Annotated in this window: 19 protein-coding genes; 12 read left to right on the top strand and 7 right to left on the bottom strand. The window is 72.6% G+C overall.

What is annotated here, in order from left to right; translation table 11 throughout:
• Window positions 1–15 precede the first annotated feature (15 nt).
• The 12 genes from OHA21_RS03390 (at window position 16) to OHA21_RS03445 (ending at window position 12675) form a co-directional block, all read left to right on the top strand.
• Entirely contained in the window at window positions 16–1665 is a 1650-nt protein-coding gene (locus tag OHA21_RS03390; protein ID WP_328470012.1) for a carbamoyltransferase family protein, read from the top strand.
• Window positions 1662–2795, top strand: coding sequence for a glycosyltransferase family 2 protein (locus OHA21_RS03395; RefSeq protein WP_328470013.1), 1134 nt, complete (start codon window positions 1662–1664; stop codon window positions 2793–2795). The genes OHA21_RS03390 and OHA21_RS03395 overlap by 4 nt, the downstream gene beginning before the upstream one ends.
• Complete coding sequence (locus OHA21_RS03400) at window positions 2792–4450, top strand: HAD-IIIA family hydrolase (protein WP_328470014.1); 1659 nt, start codon at window positions 2792–2794, stop codon at window positions 4448–4450. Before OHA21_RS03395 ends, OHA21_RS03400 begins: the two co-directional genes overlap by 4 nt.
• On the top strand, window positions 4447–5367 hold the full coding sequence (locus OHA21_RS03405; RefSeq protein WP_328470016.1) for a glycosyltransferase: 921 nt from the start codon (window positions 4447–4449) through the stop codon (window positions 5365–5367). The genes OHA21_RS03400 and OHA21_RS03405 overlap by 4 nt, the downstream gene beginning before the upstream one ends.
• A complete protein-coding gene (locus OHA21_RS03410) occupies window positions 5352–6554 on the top strand; it encodes a glycosyltransferase (RefSeq protein WP_328470018.1) in 1203 nt (400 codons plus the stop codon). The genes OHA21_RS03405 and OHA21_RS03410 overlap by 16 nt, the downstream gene beginning before the upstream one ends.
• On the top strand, window positions 6551–7156 hold the full coding sequence (locus OHA21_RS03415; protein ID WP_328470020.1) for a D-sedoheptulose-7-phosphate isomerase: 606 nt from the start codon (window positions 6551–6553) through the stop codon (window positions 7154–7156). Before OHA21_RS03410 ends, OHA21_RS03415 begins: the two co-directional genes overlap by 4 nt.
• Window positions 7153–8526, top strand: coding sequence for a PfkB family carbohydrate kinase (locus OHA21_RS03420; protein WP_328470022.1), 1374 nt, complete (start codon window positions 7153–7155; stop codon window positions 8524–8526). Before OHA21_RS03415 ends, OHA21_RS03420 begins: the two co-directional genes overlap by 4 nt.
• Entirely contained in the window at window positions 8527–9207 is a 681-nt protein-coding gene (locus tag OHA21_RS03425) for an SDR family oxidoreductase (RefSeq protein ID WP_328470024.1), read from the top strand. It abuts the gene before it with no gap.
• Complete coding sequence (locus OHA21_RS03430) at window positions 9204–10130, top strand: glycosyltransferase family 9 protein (RefSeq protein WP_328470026.1); 927 nt, start codon at window positions 9204–9206, stop codon at window positions 10128–10130. Before OHA21_RS03425 ends, OHA21_RS03430 begins: the two co-directional genes overlap by 4 nt.
• Window positions 10111–11076: a DNA topoisomerase IB gene (locus OHA21_RS03435; RefSeq protein WP_328470027.1), complete on the top strand. Its 966-nt coding sequence runs from the start codon at window positions 10111–10113 to the stop codon at window positions 11074–11076. Before OHA21_RS03430 ends, OHA21_RS03435 begins: the two co-directional genes overlap by 20 nt.
• Before the next feature lie 88 nt (window positions 11077–11164).
• Entirely contained in the window at window positions 11165–11509 is a 345-nt protein-coding gene (locus tag OHA21_RS03440; protein WP_328470029.1) for a YciI family protein, read from the top strand.
• Window positions 11506–12675 (top strand): RNA polymerase sigma factor, encoded by a 1170-nt coding sequence (locus tag OHA21_RS03445; RefSeq protein ID WP_328470031.1) that lies wholly within the window; start codon window positions 11506–11508, stop codon window positions 12673–12675. Before OHA21_RS03440 ends, OHA21_RS03445 begins: the two co-directional genes overlap by 4 nt.
• On the opposite strand, the gene OHA21_RS03450 is transcribed toward OHA21_RS03445, so the two are convergent.
• The 7 genes from OHA21_RS03450 to OHA21_RS03480 form a co-directional block, all read right to left on the bottom strand.
• Window positions 12647–13210: an exonuclease gene (locus OHA21_RS03450; protein WP_328470033.1), complete on the bottom strand. Its 564-nt coding sequence runs from the start codon at window positions 13208–13210 to the stop codon at window positions 12647–12649. The genes OHA21_RS03445 and OHA21_RS03450 overlap by 29 nt on opposite strands.
• Window positions 13211–13225: 15 nt before the next feature.
• The gene (locus OHA21_RS03455) at window positions 13226–13567 is read right to left on the bottom strand and encodes a hypothetical protein (protein WP_328470035.1); all 342 of its coding nucleotides are present in this window, start codon (window positions 13565–13567) and stop codon (window positions 13226–13228) included.
• Window positions 13568–13579: 12 nt separating this feature from the next.
• On the bottom strand, window positions 13580–14146 hold the full coding sequence (locus tag OHA21_RS03460; protein WP_328470037.1) for a nucleotidyltransferase domain-containing protein: 567 nt from the start codon (window positions 14144–14146) through the stop codon (window positions 13580–13582).
• Complete coding sequence (locus OHA21_RS03465; RefSeq protein ID WP_328470039.1) at window positions 14139–14630, bottom strand: WXG100-like domain-containing protein; 492 nt, start codon at window positions 14628–14630, stop codon at window positions 14139–14141. Before OHA21_RS03465 ends, OHA21_RS03460 begins: the two co-directional genes overlap by 8 nt.
• Window positions 14627–14965 carry a type VII secretion target gene (locus tag OHA21_RS03470; RefSeq protein ID WP_328470041.1) on the bottom strand — a complete coding sequence of 113 codons (339 nt, stop codon included), beginning with the start codon at window positions 14963–14965 and terminating at the stop codon, window positions 14627–14629. The genes OHA21_RS03465 and OHA21_RS03470 overlap by 4 nt, the downstream gene beginning before the upstream one ends.
• A gap of 2 nt (window positions 14966–14967) precedes the next feature.
• A complete protein-coding gene (locus OHA21_RS03475) occupies window positions 14968–15384 on the bottom strand; it encodes a hypothetical protein (RefSeq protein ID WP_328470043.1) in 417 nt (138 codons plus the stop codon).
• A 76-nt stretch (window positions 15385–15460) separates the two neighbouring features.
• A complete protein-coding gene (locus OHA21_RS03480) occupies window positions 15461–16078 on the bottom strand; it encodes a TetR/AcrR family transcriptional regulator (protein WP_328470045.1) in 618 nt (205 codons plus the stop codon).
• Between the last annotated feature and the right edge of the window lie 62 nt (window positions 16079–16140).

A 16140-nucleotide genomic window follows, 5' to 3' on the forward strand; every position in this document is an offset into this window, starting at 1 on the left:
GGTAACCGCCGGACTATGCGAGTACTCGGGATCAACGCGATCTTCCATGATCCGTCGGCGGCACTGATCGTCGACGGTCGTGTGGTGGCTGCCGCGGAGGAAGAGCGGTTCAGTCGCCGCAAGCACGGCAAGCGCCCGGTGCCGTTCTCCGCCTGGGAGCTTCCGGAGCTCGCCGCCGCCTGGTGCCTGGAGCAGGCCGGGCTCCGGCCCGGCGATCTGGACGCGGTGGCGTACTCCTTCGACCCGGACCTGTGCCGCGACCCCGCCGAGGCCGGCATCAACGACCCGTGGGACCACCTGCGCGTCGACTACGCCCGCCGGGCCCCGCAGTTCCTGGCCACCGCGCTGCCCGGCCTCGATCCCGAGCAGGTGCGGTTCGTGCCGCACCACGTCGCGCACGCCGCCTCGGCCGGGCTCAGCGTCGACGGGCCGAGCGCGGTGCTGGTCCTGGACGGGCGCGGCGAGTCCGCGAGCCACCTGGCCGGCGCCTTCCGGGACGGGCAGCTGGAGACGTTCCGCAGCCAGGAGCTGCCGCACTCGCTCGGCCTGCTCTACGAGGACCTGACCCGGCACCTCGGGTTCATGCACTCCAGCGACGAGTACAAGGTGATGGCGCTCGCCTCGTACGGCCGGCCCAAGTTCATCGGGCTGCTGCGCGACCTGGTGCGGGCCAAGGGTGACGGCGGCTTCACCGTGGACCGCATCGACTGGGACGCGCTGGCCAAGGCCCGGACCGCCGACGGCGAGATGACCGAGGCGCACGCCGACCTGGCGTCCAGCGTGCAGGTGCGGCTCGAGGAGGTGCTGCTCGACCTGGCCCGGTGGACGTACGAGGCGTCCGGTGGCGTGAAGACGCTGACCATGGCCGGCGGCACCGCCCTGAACTGCGTCGCGAACGCGCGGATCGCCGCCGAGGGCCCGTTCGAGCGGGTCTGGGTGCAGCCGGCCGCGGGTGACGCGGGCACCGCCCTCGGCGCGGCCCTGGCCCTGACGAAGCAGCACATCCCGTTCGGCACCGCCGCGCTCGGCCGGGGCTGGAGCGACGACGAACTCGAGGCCGAGCTCAAGCGTGCCGCGGTGCCGTACACGAAGCCTGCGTCGATCGCCGCCGAGGCCGCCGAGGTGCTCGCCCGCAACGGGATCGTCGCCTGGTACCAGGGACGCAGCGAGTACGGCCCGCGCGCGCTGGGCCACCGCTCTCTGCTCGCCCATCCCGGCGACCAGGACACCCAGACCCGGATGAACGACGTGAAGGGCCGCGAGCAGTTCCGCCCGATCGCCCCGATGGTCCGGGCCGTACGGTTCGGCGACATCTTCGAAGGCGTCTACCCGAGCCCGTACATGCTCTTCGTGCACAAGGTGAAGCCGGAGTGGAAGGACCGCATCCCGGCGGTCACCCACGTCGACGGCACCGCCCGGGTGCAGACCGTGCACACCGAGACCGAGCCGCTGGTCGCCGAGATGCTCGCCGAGTTCGAGCAGCGCACCGGCCTGCCGGTGGTGGTGAACACCTCGCTGAACACGGCCGGCCGGCCGATGGTCGACACCCCGCGCGAGGCTCTGGAGCTGTTCGGCTCGGCGCCGGTCGACCTGCTGGCCATCGGGCCGTTCGCGGTCCATCGGAGCGAGATCTACCGGAGCGAAGCCGACCGGAGCGCCCGTTGACCGGCGTCAGCGTCGTCATACCCACGCTCGGGCGGCCCAGCCTGCACGAACTCCTGCGCGCGCTCGGCCCGCTGCCCGAGTCGACGGAGCTGATCGTCGTCGACGACCGGGCGGACCGCGACGTTCCGCTCGAGCTGCCCGGCGCGCGGATCCTGCCGGGCCGGGCCGCCGGGCCGGCCGCGGCCCGCAACATCGGCTGGCGGGCCGCCCGGCACGAGTGGGTGGCGTTCCTCGACGACGACGTGCTGCCCGATCCCGGCTGGGCCGAGGCGCTCGCTGCCGATCTGGACGGCGCCGGCCCGCAGGTCGGCGGGGTGCAGGCCCGGCTGCACGTCCCGCTGCCCGCGGACCGCCGGCCGACCGACTGGGAGCGGGTCACCGCGGGCCTCGCCGACGGGGAGTGGATCACCGCGGACATGGCCTACCGTCGGGCGGCGCTGGCCCGCGTCGGCGGCTTCGACGAGCGGCTGCCGCGCGCTTTCCGGGAGGACGCCGAGTTGGCGCACCGGATCCGGGAGGCAGGCTGGGAGCTGCGGCGCGGGCTTCGATCAACGACCCATCCGGTACGCCCGGAGCGTCGCTGGGTCAGCGTACGCACCCAGCGCGGCAACACCGACGACGCGCTGCTCCGCCGCCTCTACGGCCCGGACTGGCGGGACCGGCTCGGCATCCCGCCCGGCCGCCGCCACCGGCACGCCGCGATCACCCTGGCCGGCGCGGCAGCCCTGGCCTGCGGTGTCGCCGGTGCGGTGACCGGCCGCCGGAGCTGGTCGGCCGCCGCCGCGGTGGCCGGCGCCGCCTGGGCCGCCGGCACCGCCGAGTTCGCCGCGGCCCGCATCGCCCCCGGCCCGCGCGACGCCCGCGAGGTCACCACGATGCTGCTGACCAGCGCGGCCATCCCTCCGATGGCGATCACCCACTGGGTCCGCGGCTGGCTCCGCTGGCGCTCAGCCCAGCCGATGCCGGCGCCCGCCTTCTTCCTCGGCACCGAAGCGGCCCGCAGCGTCGGTTCGGCCCGCAGCGCCGGTTCGGCCCGCAGCATTGACGAGGCCCGCAGCGCTGAAGAAGCCCGCAGCGTGGAAGAGGCCCGCAGCGCCGGCGAGGCCGCGATCGCGGAGGCCGGCCGGTGAGCGGCGCCCTCTACGACGCGGTCCTGTTCGACCGGGACGGGACGCTCGTCGTCGACGTCCCCTACAACGGCGACCCGGAGCTCGTGCGGTTGATGCCCGGCGCGAAGGCCGCCCTGGACCGGCTGCGCGCCGCCGGCCTGCGCCTCGGCGTGGTCACCAACCAGTCCGGGCTGGCCCGCGGCCGGTTCACCGCGGAGCAGCTCGCCGCGGTCAATGCCCGGGTCGAGGAGCTGCTCGGGCCGTTCGACACCTGGCAGGTGTGCCCGCACGACGACACCGCCGGCTGCGCCTGCCGCAAGCCGGCCCCCGGCATGGTCATCGCCGCCGCGGCCGCGCTCGGCACCACGCCCGGCCGCTGCGTGGTGGTCGGCGACATCGGCCGGGACATGGAAGCCGCCCTGGCCGCAGGCGCCACCGGCATCCTGGTGCCCACCGACGTCACCCTCCCGCCGGAGATCGCCGCCGCTCCGCACCGGGCCGCCGACCTGTCCGCGGCCGCTGACCTGATCCTGACCCGGCAGGCCCTGGTGACCCCGGCACCCCGCCCGGCAACGCCCGGCCAAGACCCGGCGACGCCCGGCACGGATCCGGCAACCCCCGGCACGGACCCGGCGAAGCCGGGCCCGATCACGCGGAGGCCCGGCACGGTGCTGGCGGTCAGGTCCGATTCGGCCGGGGACGTGCTGGTCACCGGCCCGGCCATCCGCGCGCTCAAAGCCGGCGCCGACCGGGTCGTGCTGCTGTGCGGCCCGCGCGGCCGGTCCGCCGCCGAACTGCTCCCCGGCGTGGACGAGATCATCGAATGGCGGCTGCCGTGGATCGACCCCGAGCCGGGCCCGGTCGACGCCGACGACATGCGGGCGCTCACCGAGCGGCTGCGGGCCGTGAACGCCGACGAGGCGGTCGTCTTCACCTCGTTCCACCAGTCCGCTCTGCCGCTCGCGCTGCTGCTCCGCACGGCCGGGGTCGCCCGGATCACCGCGATCAGCGAGGACTATCCCGGGTCGCTGCTGGACGTACGTCATCGCGTACCCCTCGGTCTGCCGGAACCGGAACGTGCCCGCAGCATCGCGGCAGCGGCGGGATTCGGTCTCCCGGAGGGAGACGACGGGCGCCTGAGGGTGACCGCGCCGCCCACCGGCCGTGGTGACTACCTGGTGGTGCATCCCGGAGCGAGTTGCGAGGCCCGGTCCTGCCCGCCGGAGAACCTGCGCCGGATCGTCGCCGCGCTGGCCGATGCCGGGCATCGCGTCCTGGTCACCGGCGGTCCGGGGGAGCGGCACCTCGCCGCGTTCGTCGCCGGTGACGCCGGCACCGACGCCGGCCCGATGCCCCTGGAAGATCTCGCCACGCTGATCGCCGGCGCGGCCTGCCTGATCGTCGCGAACACCGGCCCGGCGCACCTGGCCGCGGCCGTCGGAACTCCGGTGATCAGCCTGTACGCCCCCACCGTCCCCTACGGCCAGTGGGGTCCCTACCGGGTCCCCGCGGTCCGTCTCGGCGACGCCGCCGCGGCGTGCCGGGACACCCGGGCCACCCGCTGCCCGATCCCGGGCCACCCCTGCCTGGCGACGGTCGAGCCGCGGGACGTCCTGGACGCGGTCCGCCGGATCGGCGTGACCGACCACCCCTTGATGGAAGCTGAGGCCGCGTGAACATCCTGCTCTGGCATGTGCACGGCTCCTGGACGACCTCGTTCGTCCAGGGCAAACACCGCTATCTGGTGCCGGTGAACGCGGAGCGCGACGCCTGGGGCCGTGGCCGGGCACGCACGTTCGACTGGCCGGAGACGGTGGAGGAGTTACCCCTCGACCAGATCAAGGACATCGACGTCGCGATCGCGCAGCGGCCCGAGGAGCTGGACCTGATCCCGCCGCACGTGCCGGTGATCTACGTGGAGCACAACACCCCGAAGGGCGACGTGCCGAACTCCCGGCACCCGCTCGCCGACCGGGACGACGTGCTGATCGCGCACGTCACGCACTTCAACGAGCTGTTCTGGGACTGTGGCGGCACCCGCACCACGGTGATCGAGCACGGCATCGTCGAACCGAAGGCCCGGTGGTCGGGCGAGCTGGAGCGGCTGGCCATCGTCACCAACGAGCCGGTCCGCCGGCAGCGGGTGACCGGCACCGACCTGTTCCCGAAGTTCGCGGCGGTGGCGCCGCTCGACGTGTTCGGGATGGGCGTCGCCGGCCTGGAGGGGGTGACGGCCCACGACGACCCGCCGCAGCACCTGATGCACACCGAGGTGGCGAAGCGGCGCGCCTACCTGCACCTCTGCCGGTGGACCTCGCTCGGCCTGAGCCTGATCGAGGCCATGCAGATGGGCATGCCGGTGATCGCGCTGGCCACCACCGAGGCGATCGCCGCGGTCCCGCCGGACGCCGGGGTCCTCTCCACCCGGGTGGACACCCTCGTCGACGCCGCGCAGTGGCTGATCGACGAACCGGACGCCGCGGCCCGCCTCGGCGAGCGCGCCCGGCAGGTGGCCCTCGCCCGGTACGGGCTGGACCGCTTCCTCGCCGACTGGGACCGACTGCTGGAGGAGGAGACATGCGCATCGCGATGATCTCGGAGCACGCCAGCCCTCTCGCGGCGCTCGGCGGGGTCGACGCCGGCGGGCAGAACTCGCACGTCGCCGAACTGGCCGCGGCGCTCGCCGGGCACGGCCACGAGGTGCGCGTCTACACCCGGCGGGACAACCCGGACCTGCCCCAGGTCGTTCCGATGGGGGAGCGGGTCGAGGTGGTGCACGTGCCCGCCGGGCCGGCCGGGGTGCTGCCGAAGGACGAGCTGCTGCCGTACATGGGGGAGTTCGCGGAGTGGATGGCCGCGGACTGGCGCGACGAGTGGCGCCCGAACGTGGCGCACGCGCACTTCTGGATGAGCGGTCTGGCCGCGCTGGACGCCGGGCAGGCCTGCGGGGTGCCGGTGGTGCAGACCTTCCACGCGCTCGGCTCGGTGAAGCGGCGGCACCAGGGCGCCGCGGACACCAGCCCGTCCGGGCGGATCGGGTACGAGCGGCACCTCGGGCGCAGTGTCGACCGGGTCATCGTGCAGTGCCGGGACGAGATCGCCGAGCTGCTGAAACTCGGTGTGCCCCGGTCCCGGATGCACCTGGTCCCGTCCGGGGTGAACACCGAACGGTTCAGCTCCCGCGGCCCGGTGGCGCCCCGCACCGGGAGCCTGACCCGGATCCTCACGGTGGCCCGGCTGGTCGAGCGCAAGGGTGTCGAGGACACCATCCGGGCGCTCGCCGCGGTGCCGGGCGCCGAGCTGGTCGTGGTGGGCGGTCCGCCGGCGGCCGAGCTGGCCGACGATCCGTACGCCCGGCGGCTGCGCGCCCTCGCCGAGCACTGCCGCGTCGCCGACCGGGTCACCCTGGCCGGCGCTGTTCCGGCGCACAAGATGCCGCGGTGGTACCGCTCGGCCGACATCGTCGCCGCGACCCCGTGGTACGAGCCGTTCGGCCTGACCCCGCTCGAGGCGATGGCCTGCGGGGTGCCGGTCGTCGCCACCGCGGTCGGCGGACTGACCGACACCGTGGTCGACGGCGTCACCGGTGATCTGGTCCCACCCCGTGATCCGCGGGCGCTGGCCGCCGCGCTGCGCCGGCTCGTGGGGGACGAGGTACGCCGGTTCGCGTACGCCGCCGCCGCCGAGGACCGGGCGGCCGCCTCCTACTCCTGGCCCCGCATCGCCGAACGCCTGTCCGCCGTCTACTCCACCGTCGCTGATCGAGAGGTTGCCGCGTGAACAACCCCCTGGAGAGTCACCTGAACGGGCTGGCGGACGCGCTCGACGCGTACCGGGAGAAGGCCGACATCCTCGAGGTCTGGGGCGCCCACCTGGCCCGCCACCTCGGCGCCGGCGGCCGTCTGCTGGTCGCCGGCAACGGCGGCAGCGCGGCCGAGGCCCAGCACCTGGCCGCCGAACTGGTCGGCCGGCTGCGCGACGAGCGGATGCCGCTCTCCGCGATCGCGCTCACCCCGGACTCCTCGGCGGTCACCGCGATCAGCAACGACTACGGCTTCGAGGAGGTCTTCGCCCGTCAGGTCCGCGCCCACGGCCGGCCCGGCGACGTGCTGATGGTGCTCTCCACGAGCGGCCGCAGCCCGAACCTGATCGCCGCGGTGGAAGCCGCCAAGGAGCTGGGTCTGCACACGTGGGCGCTGGTCGGCGAGGCGCCGAACCCGCTCGCCGACGTCTGCGACGAGGCGCTCTGCTGCCCGTCCCCGGACAGCCAGGTGGTGCAGGAGCTGCACCTGGTCTCGGTGCACGTGATGTGCGAGTACCTGGACCGGTACCTGCTCCCTTTCGTCGCAGCGACACAGCGGAAGGAGATGGCCGCGGTATGAGGCTCGTGATCGTCGGCGACACCCTGCTGGACCGGGACGTCCAGGGCAGCGTTCACCGGATCGCCCCGGACGCCCCGGCGCCGGTCCTCGACGAGGAGGAGGTCCACGAACGTCCGGGCGGCGCCGGCCTCGCCGCCCTGCTGGCGGCCGGCCACGGATACCAGGTCGCGCTGGTCACGGCACTCGCGGCCGACCCGGCCGGGGCCCGGCTGAGCGAGTTGCTCACGGCCGCGGGCATCGAGCTGTACGCCCTCCCGCTGCCCGGCGCCACCCCGGAGAAGATCCGCCTGCGCGCCGGCGGCCAGGTCCTGCTCCGCCTGGACCGCGGTGGTACGCCGCAGCCGCCGGGCGACGCTCCGCAGGCCGTCCTCGACGTGCTCCGCGACGCCACCGCGATCCTGGTCAGCGACTACGGCCGTGGCGTGGCCCGGCATCCCGCGCTGCGCGCCGCGATCGAGGAGTCGAAAGCGCCGGTGGTCTGGGACCCGCACCCGAACGGGCCGCCACCGGTGCCGAACGTGCGCCTGGTGACCCCGAACGAATCCGAGGCCAAGCGGCTGGCGGACGACGCCGGCAACGGGTCCGGTCTGGCGGCGGCGCAGCGGGCCGGGCACCAGCTCCGGCAGCGGTGGCGGGCCGGCGCGGTGGTGGTGACCCGCGGTGCGCAGGGCGCGGTGCTCTGCCACTCCGGTCCGACTCCGCTGGTGATTCCGCCGCGGGAGGCCTCCGAGGGGGACACCTGCGGGGCGGGGGACCGGTTCGCGTCCGCGGCGGCGCTGGCCCTGGCCCGGGGCGCGCTGGTGTCCGAGGCGGTGCAGGAAGCGGTCGCGGTCGCCAGCGGGTTCGTGGCGGGTGGCGGGGTGCAGGCGGCTCTGGAACCGCGCCCGGCGCCCGCGGAGAAGCCGGGACGTGCCGGCGCCGACGAGGCCGGCCGCCTGGTCGCCGAGACCAGGGCCCGCGGCGGCACGGTCGTCGCCACCGGCGGCTGTTTCGACCTGCTGCACACCGGTCACCTGGCCACCCTGCGCGCCGCCCGCGCCCTCGGCGACTGCCTGATCGTCTGCCTGAACAGCGACGACTCGGTGCGCCGGCTGAAGGGCCCGGACCGGCCGCTGACCGGCCAGGACGACCGGGCCCGCCTGCTCGCCGCCCTGGACTGCGTCGACGCCGTCGTGGTCTTCGACGAGCCGACACCCGAGGCGGTCCTGTCCTGGCTGCGCCCGGACGTGTGGGTGAAGGGCGGCGACTACGACTCGCTGCCGGAGACCGAGGTCGTCGAGCGCTGGGGCGGGCAGACCGTGATCGTGCCCTACCTGGACGGCCGTTCCACCACCAAGACCATCGCAGCAGCTAAATCGGGAGGTCAGTGAATGGACGCAGTGATCGTCACCGGAGGATCGAGCGGCCTCGGCGCCGCCGTCGTGGACGCGGTGATCAAGGAAGGTGGCCGTCCGCTGGTCATCGACCGGCAGTCCCCGAAGGACGGCGTCGAGTGGATCCAGTGCGACCTGGCCGACACCCGGGCCGCCGAGCGCGCCACCCGAGAACTCATCGAACGGGCCGGCGGGCGCATCGACGGCGTGGTCACCGCGGCCGGCATGGACGTGCCCGGCACCCTCGCCGACATCCCCGGCGAGACCTGGGACCGGATCGTCACGATCGACCTGCTCGCCACCGCCGCGGTGATCCGCGCCGCGCTGCCGGCGCTGAAGCAGTCCCACGGCGGGGTGGTCACCATCTCCTCGACGCTGGGCATCAAGGCGGTCTCGGACGCCACCGCGTACTGCGCCGCGAAGTTCGGCGTGGTCGGCTTCACCCGGGCGCTCGCCGCCGAACTCGCCGGCGAGGTCAACGTGACGCTGCTGATCCCCGGCGGCATGCGCACGAAGTTCTTCGACGAGCGCGACGCCAAGTACAAGCCGGGACCGGACGCCATCCTCAATGACCCGGCCAACGTGGCCGCCGCTGTGCTCTTCGCGCTCAACCAGCCCGCCGGCTGCGCGGTCCGGGAACTGGTCGTGGCGGCGGAGACGGAGAGCTCGTACCCGTGATCCTCGTCCTGCGCGCGCTCGGCGTGGGAGACCTGGCGACCGCGGTGCCCGCCCTGCGCGGGCTCCGCGCCGCCTTCCCCGGCGAGACGCTGAGCCTGGCCGCCCCCACCTGGCTCACCCCGCTCATCGAGACGATCGGGGGCATCGACCGGATCATCCCGGCCCGCGAGCTGGAGCCGCTGGACGCCCCGGCCGGGCCGCGGCTCGCGATCAACCTGCACGGCTCCGGTCCGGAGTCGCACCGGCGTTTACAGGCGCTGCGGCCGGGGACACTGTGGGCGTTCGCCAGCCGCCCGGCCGGGCACGACGACGGCCCCGGCTGGCACGACGACGAGCACGAGGTGCGCCGCTGGTGCCGGCTGGTCCGCTACTACGGCGTCGACTGTTCCGAGCAGGACCTCGACCTCGCCGTCCCCCCGGAGGAGGTGCCGCAGGGCGTGACGATCATCCATCCCGGCGCGAAGTCGCCGGCGCGCCGCTGGCCGGTGGCCCGCTTCGCGGACGTCGCGCGGCGGTTGCGGTCCGCAGGCCACCGCGTGGTGATCACCGGTTCCGACGCAGAGCACGATCTATGCGTACGCGTAGCCGAACTCGCCGGTCTCGAGAAGTCGGCTGTCCCGCGTACCGGGCTGGGTGAGCTGGCCGCCCTGGTGGCCGGCGCGCGCCTGGTGATCAGCGGCGATACCGGGATCGCGCATCTGGCGACCGCCTACCGGACCCCGTCCGTGGCGCTGTTCGGTCCGGTCTCGCCGCAGCGCTGGGGCCCGCCCGCGGACCGCCCCTGGCACCGGGCGATCTGGCACGGCACCCGCAACGAGCGGGGTGACCTGCCCGGCCCGGTGCATCCCGCCCTGCTCGCCGTCACCGGGGACGAGGTCCTCGCCGCTGCGGAAACGGTGTGTCATGCGGCTGCGGCGCAGTGACCCCGGCAAGCCGGGCCTCGGCCGGCGCCGGTCCGGGAAGGGGTTCACCTACCTGGACCGGGACGGCTCGGTGCTCCGCGACGAGGAGACCGTCGAGCGGATCAAGAGCCTGGTCATCCCGCCGGCCTGGAAGGACGTGTGGATCTCGCCGGAGCCGCGCGGGCACATCCAGGCCATCGGGATCGACGACGCCGGGCGCAAGCAGTACCTCTACCACCCGGCGTGGCGCGAGCAGCAGGACCGGGCGAAGTTCGACCACGCTCTCGAGGTGGCGTCGCGGCTGCCGGAGGTGCGTGACCGGCTCTGCGCCGACCTCACCGGCCGCGGGCTGAGCCGGGAACGGGTGCTCGCCGCCATCGTCCGGCTGCTCGACATGGGCATGTTCCGGGTCGGCGGGGAGGAGTCGGCAGCGCGCGAGGAGGACCCGTCGTTCGGGCTGTCCACGTTGCGGCCGGAACATCTGCGCGGCAAGGGCGGGTGTGTGCTGCTGGAGTTCACCGGCAAGTCGGGGGTGTCGCACTCGGCCACGGTCGGCGACGGCGAGGTGTGCGCGGTGCTGCGTGACCTGAAGCGCCGGCGCCGGGGCGCGGACCGGCTGTTCGCGTACTGGGACCCGGCACGCAGGCGCTGGCAGGAGATCCGGGCCGAGGCGATCAACGAGTATCTGCGGGAGATCAGCGGCGAGCAGATGACCGCGAAGGACTTCCGTACCTGGCACGGCACGGTGAAGGCCGCCTCGGCCCTGGCCGAGGCGGGTCCGCAGCCGACGAAGGCCAAACGCAAGAAGGCGGTCGCGCAGGCCTCGCGAGAGGTGGCTGAGCTGCTGGGGAACACGCCGACGGTGGCCAGGAACTCCTACATCGACCCGCGCGTGATCGAACACTACGAGGAGGGCAAGGTGGCCTCCGGCGAGGAGGAAGTGCTCGACCTGCTCACCGACGACTGACAAGAATTTCCGGTGGGTCTGTCGATCGGGGCGGCTCCCGTTCGTACAGAGGTGAGCCGGTACCTTACCGGCCCGGAAGGAGCCCACCATGCGCCAGTACCTGATCAGCCTCTACCAGCCCGGCGGCGACCCGCCGGCCCCGGAGATCCTCGAGCCGATCATGGCCGGTCTCGCCTCGCTGCGCGCCGAGATGGAAGCCGCCGGCGCCTGGGTGTACGAGGCCGGCCTGCACCCGCCGTCCGCGGCGACCGTGGTCCGCGACCGCGACGGCGAAGCGGTGCTCACCGACGGCCCGTTCACCGAGGGCAAGGAACACCTCGGCGGCTTCACCATCATCCGGGCCGCCGACCTGGACGGCGCCCTGGCCTGGGCGCACCGGTTCGCGGCCGTCACCACGCTGCCCATCGAAGTGCGGCCGCTGGCCTTCGGATGACCGACGTCGAGGCCGCCTTCCGCTCCGGGTACGGGCGGGCGGTGGCGATCCTGATCGGCCACTTCGGTGACATCGAACTGGCCGAGGACGCGGTGCAGGACGCCTTCCTGGTCGCCCTGCGCACCTGGCCGGAGCGCGGCATCCCGCCGAGCCCGGCCGGGTGGATCGTCACCACCGCCCGCAACCGCGCGGTCGACCACCTGCGCCGGGAGGCGGCCCGGCAGGCCAAGCACGCCCTCCTTCAGCCGGAACCGTCGTCGCCGGACCCGGTCGACGACCGGCTGCGGCTGATCTTCACCTGCTGTCACCCGGCCCTCGCGCCGTCGGTCCGGGTGGCGCTGACCCTGCGCCTGCTCGGCGGCCTCACCACGCCCGAGATCGCCGCCGCGTTCCTGATCCCGGAGCCCACGCTGGCGCAGCGCCTGGTCCGCGCCAAGGCGAAGATCCGCGACGCCGGCATCCCGTACCGCGTCCCCGACGACACCGAACTCCCGGAACGCCTGCCGGCCGTCCTCGCCGTCCTCTACCTGATCTTCAACGAGGGCCGCCTGGACCGCCCGGCCCTGACCGCCGAGGCCATCCGCCTGACCCGCATGCTCGCCGGCCTGATGCCGGACGAACCCGAGGTCCTCGGTCTGCTCGCCCTGATGCTGCTGGTCGAAGCCCGCCGCCCGGCCCGCACCACACCCACCGGTGACCTGATCCTGCTCGCCGACCAGGACCGGACGCTCTGGAACCACGCCCCGATCGCCGAGGCCCGCCACCTGGTCTCCCAATGCCTGCGCCGCAACCACCCCGGCCCGTACCAACTGCAGGCCGCGATCAACGTCGTGCACGCCGAGGCCCGGTCGGCAGCCGACACGGACTGGCCGCAGATCCTCACCCTGTACGACCACCTGATCGCGCTGGCCGGCACCCCGGTGATCCGCCTGCACCGCGCCGTGGCCCTGGCCGAGGTGAAGGGCCCCGCCCCGGCGCTGGCCGAGGTCGAAGCCCTACCGGGCCTGGCCGGCCACCACGTCTTCCACGCGGTCCGAGCCGACCTGCTCCGCCGCCTGAACCGCCCCGTCGAGGCCGCGACCGCCTACCGCACAGCCGCCGGCCTGACCCCCGACGACGCCGAACGCCGCTTCCTGCTCAGTCGCGTGCCGCCGGCCGGCGGTTGAGCACCGCCTGAAAGATCTGCGCGAGCTCGGCCGCGTCCTCACCCGCATGATGCGTGTGCGGCACTCCGGTCAGGCCGAGCTCGTGCTTGATCTTCCCTTTCCGCGTATCCACCCACTCGCTGCCGGTCACACCCATCCAGTAGCTGCGCAGGTCGACCCCGGACCCGGTCGACCCGAACGGGCTGTGCCCCACGAACCGCACGAAATACCAGTGCACGAACATCCCGTCCCACACCGCCGGCGCCGCCAGGAACACCGGCCGCCCGATCTTCCGGAGCCCGTTCACCCATTTCGCGGCCGCCGCCATCGCCTGCTCCGGCGCGGGCGCCTCCCGCACCAGCCGGTCCCGGTCCAGCCCGGACACGGCGAGGGCCTGCGGCACGTACTCCTCGGAGATCGGCTTCAGCTCGGTGTAGAACGTGAGGTCAGGCCGCCCGGCCACCGCCATCCCGAGCGAAATCATGCTGTACGGCCCGGGAATCGGCCCGTCCGCCTCCACATCGACCGCCACGTACAGCTCCGGAAGCTTCGTCACTGCGGCAGCATAGAACTACAGGCGGTCCTCGAAGTTGGCGCACACCTCGGCCCGGCTGCCTGCGGCTTGGAAGTGCCGCAGCAGGTCGCGAGCCAATTGCACCTGGTGATCCTCCTCAACAGCGGTGAGCGGCGTGAGTTCGATCCGCCACCTGAAGTGGAGATAGCCGTTCTCCGGGTCCGACGCCTGCTTCTCGTCTGCGTCGTCGTTGGGCCAGACTTCCAGCCAGTTACCGCGAATATGGCCGGAGTTCTCTTTTCGCCGGTCCATCTCCGGGAAACCTGCAAGCAGTTCGTCAACGAGCCGGGACCGTTCCGTCGCACTGTCGACCATCAGCAGGAACTGATTATCGTCCACCTCGTCGGCTCCTCAAGCTAGGGGGCGGAACGGTCCGGTGTCGAGCTTACCGCCCTTCCGGAGCACCGAGAACTGAACAGGGTGCGGGGATTCGGGATCGAGAAGGTCATGGCGCAGGCGCTGAAATTCGGGACCCAGGTCGAAACTGGACAGCTGCCCGTTTCCGTTGATGCGACGCAACATGGAGTTACGGAGTTTGGTGCCGGGTCGAGCCCGGGCCAATGCCTTCTCCGAGAGCTCGAAAAAGGTGCGATCGTTCACTCGCAAAGCCACATCGATATCGGACTTGGGGTGTGCCGTGCCGCGAACTCGGCTCCCGTGCACCACCAGTTCCCCATCGGGTAGTCCGGCATGTCGCTGCAACTGGCGGGCTCCACGCGCGAACCGGGCGAATTGCCGCTCCGTGAACCCCTTCGGGATTCCGGAAACCACCGAAGCGCCCTGCCGTGCTGCGCTGCGGCCCGCGCCGGCCGCAGCACCCTTTGCCGTGATCTCGGCAGCCGGTGCACCGAATTGCTTAGCCGCCAGCCGGGCGATGACGCCGGCTGCCGCGCTGACAGGTTTCGCTCCCTTAGCCAAGAACGGCCTCCGTCGCCTGGTTGACGAGGAAATTGATCGCGACGTTGGTCAGTTGCTTGAAGACCGGGATCTCGAGCAGGGAGGCCCCGAGTGTCGGCGCGGCCGTCGCGATCGCCTGGATTATCTGTGCGGCCAGGAGAGTCAACTGCACGATGACATTGATCTTGAGGGCGAGGACTACGCCGGCGCAGACCGTGAGGCCGCCGGCCACGGCAGTCGCGCCTGCGCTGCCCCGAGCCAGCACCGCGGCACCGCTGTCATCCGCCTGCCACGAGTTGAGGAAGGCCTCGATCGATTTCGCCGTGTGATCGTTGGCCACCTGCCGTGCGATCGCCGTTGCATCCTGGTGCAGGTCGTCGATGAGCGTGGCGAGGCGGGTCCACTCCTGGCCGAGACTCATCAACTGGTCCTCGTCAGATTCCGGCCACGAATAGCCGAGTTCGTTGAGAAGCTTCGCCAGTTCTCCGGGTAGTTGGATGCTCATTCCTGGCCTCCACCGCCCGCTCGGGTGATGCTCTCGGCGCTATCGCGGTCCGTGTTCTCAAAGTCGTCCGCGACGATGCGCAGCGCATCGGCGAATGCCGTGAAACTGGCGCTCACCGAGGTATATGCCGACTCGGCGGTGTCGAGTGCCGCCTGATAAGAGGCGCCGATGAGAGAGCCGATCGGGTCTGTTCCGAAAATGTCGCCACGGCCGCTCGAATCCGCGAAGTGCTGCTGCCAGGCATGGTCCAGCGCTTCCGCAGCGGTACGCAACTCGTCCGCCGCCGCGCGCAGGCCGGGAGGGTATATGTCGAGGCCTTGACCGGGTTGCGTCATGGCTACCGGCCTCGGTCCTGTTCGAACCTCGCCACCGTGTCCTGCATCGTCTGGACGAACATCGCCATGCTGCGCATCGACTCGTTCTGGATGTCGCGGAGCTCGCCTGCGAGAGCCTCCCCGGCGGATCGGGCCGCCTGTGCGGTGGCTTCCGGGTCGTCATCTTCGGCCAGGGCGGTGAACGCCCGGTTCACTGCGGCCCGAATCTCCGCCGCCAGTTCCGCCGATCCCATACGCATGGCGTGAGCGTCGATCTGCAGTGATTCCAGCCGACTTGGAGTCACGCGGACCTGGATCAGCCCATCGGCCCCGCTGGCGTGCCCTTCCGCGTTCTGGCGGCCCGCGGTCGGCTGGGTGACGGCTCGATCGAGGGCCGCGTTGGCTCTCTCCAGCAGGGCGTCCAGGCGTGCGACGCCCATCGGGTTGATTGTCACCGGCACCTCCAGGCGGAGCCGGGCGGCAGCGCCACCCTGCATCGACAAGAGTCGACAGCATTCATCCTGGTGGTGACGTTGTGGCCCCTTCCGTCCATGATCTGACGGAATCTGCGGCGTTTCTCGCTCCTCGGCCGGCAGCGGTGATCAGGTCGTGAACCCAGTCCATCGCGACCTGGGCCTGGCTGGGTGGGCCGCCGTACAGGCCGTTGACGATCAGCCACAGGCGGTCGGCCAGCAGGGCGTCGCCGCCCAGCTCGCCCACCAGCCGGTCCATCTCGGCGCGGGTGTCCGCAAGATAGGACTTCGCGGCCCGCGCCGGGGCGTCGTCCTCGCCCGGGAACTCGGTCAGGTAGTTGCGGAAGGCGCACCCCCGGTATCCCGGCCGCCGCACCATGTCGGCGATCTCGCCGATCAGGGCGAGCAGCTGCTCCCGCGGGCCGGCCGCCCAGCGCTGCGCCTCGGTGGCGGAGCGTTCGCGTTCCCGGCGGGCCAACGCCAGATATGCCGCCGCCAGCTCGGCCTTGCTGGGAAAATGCCGGTAGAGCAGGTTCTTCCCGCAGCCTGCCACCTCGACCACCTGCGCCATCCCGACGGCCCGGACGCCGTGTTCGTAGAAGAGCCCGGCGGCGGCGGTGAGGATCGTTTCGCGGGTGCCCGGCGTGGGCGTTCGTGCCATGGTGACGAGTTTAACGGACCGCTCAGTCCGATCGGACAATAGACTCGGACCGATCAGTCCGT

Source organism: Actinoplanes sp. NBC_00393, assembly GCF_036053395.1.
Classification (GTDB): domain Bacteria; phylum Actinomycetota; class Actinomycetes; order Mycobacteriales; family Micromonosporaceae; genus Actinoplanes.

What these genes read in the sequence shown, in the direction of transcription:
- OHA21_RS03390 (WP_328470012.1), top strand. Translation starts at nt 16, where the DNA reads ATGCGAGTACTCGGGATCAACGCGATCTTCCATGATCCGTCGGCGGCA.
- OHA21_RS03410 (WP_328470018.1), top strand. Translation starts at nt 5,352, where the DNA reads ATGCGCATCGCGATGATCTCGGAGCACGCCAGCCCTCTCGCGGCGCTC.
- OHA21_RS03420 (WP_328470022.1), top strand. Translation starts at nt 7,153, where the DNA reads ATGAGGCTCGTGATCGTCGGCGACACCCTGCTGGACCGGGACGTCCAG.
- OHA21_RS03425 (WP_328470024.1), top strand. Translation starts at nt 8,527, where the DNA reads ATGGACGCAGTGATCGTCACCGGAGGATCGAGCGGCCTCGGCGCCGCC.
- OHA21_RS03435 (WP_328470027.1), top strand. Translation starts at nt 10,111, where the DNA reads ATGCGGCTGCGGCGCAGTGACCCCGGCAAGCCGGGCCTCGGCCGGCGC.
- OHA21_RS03440 (WP_328470029.1), top strand. Translation starts at nt 11,165, where the DNA reads ATGCGCCAGTACCTGATCAGCCTCTACCAGCCCGGCGGCGACCCGCCG.
- OHA21_RS03445 (WP_328470031.1), top strand. Translation starts at nt 11,506, where the DNA reads ATGACCGACGTCGAGGCCGCCTTCCGCTCCGGGTACGGGCGGGCGGTG.
- OHA21_RS03465 (WP_328470039.1), bottom strand. Translation starts at nt 14,630, where the DNA reads ATGAGCATCCAACTACCCGGAGAACTGGCGAAGCTTCTCAACGAACTC.
- OHA21_RS03470 (WP_328470041.1), bottom strand. Translation starts at nt 14,965, where the DNA reads ATGACGCAACCCGGTCAAGGCCTCGACATATACCCTCCCGGCCTGCGC.
- OHA21_RS03475 (WP_328470043.1), bottom strand. Translation starts at nt 15,384, where the DNA reads ATGGGCGTCGCACGCCTGGACGCCCTGCTGGAGAGAGCCAACGCGGCC.
- OHA21_RS03480 (WP_328470045.1), bottom strand. Translation starts at nt 16,078, where the DNA reads ATGGCACGAACGCCCACGCCGGGCACCCGCGAAACGATCCTCACCGCC.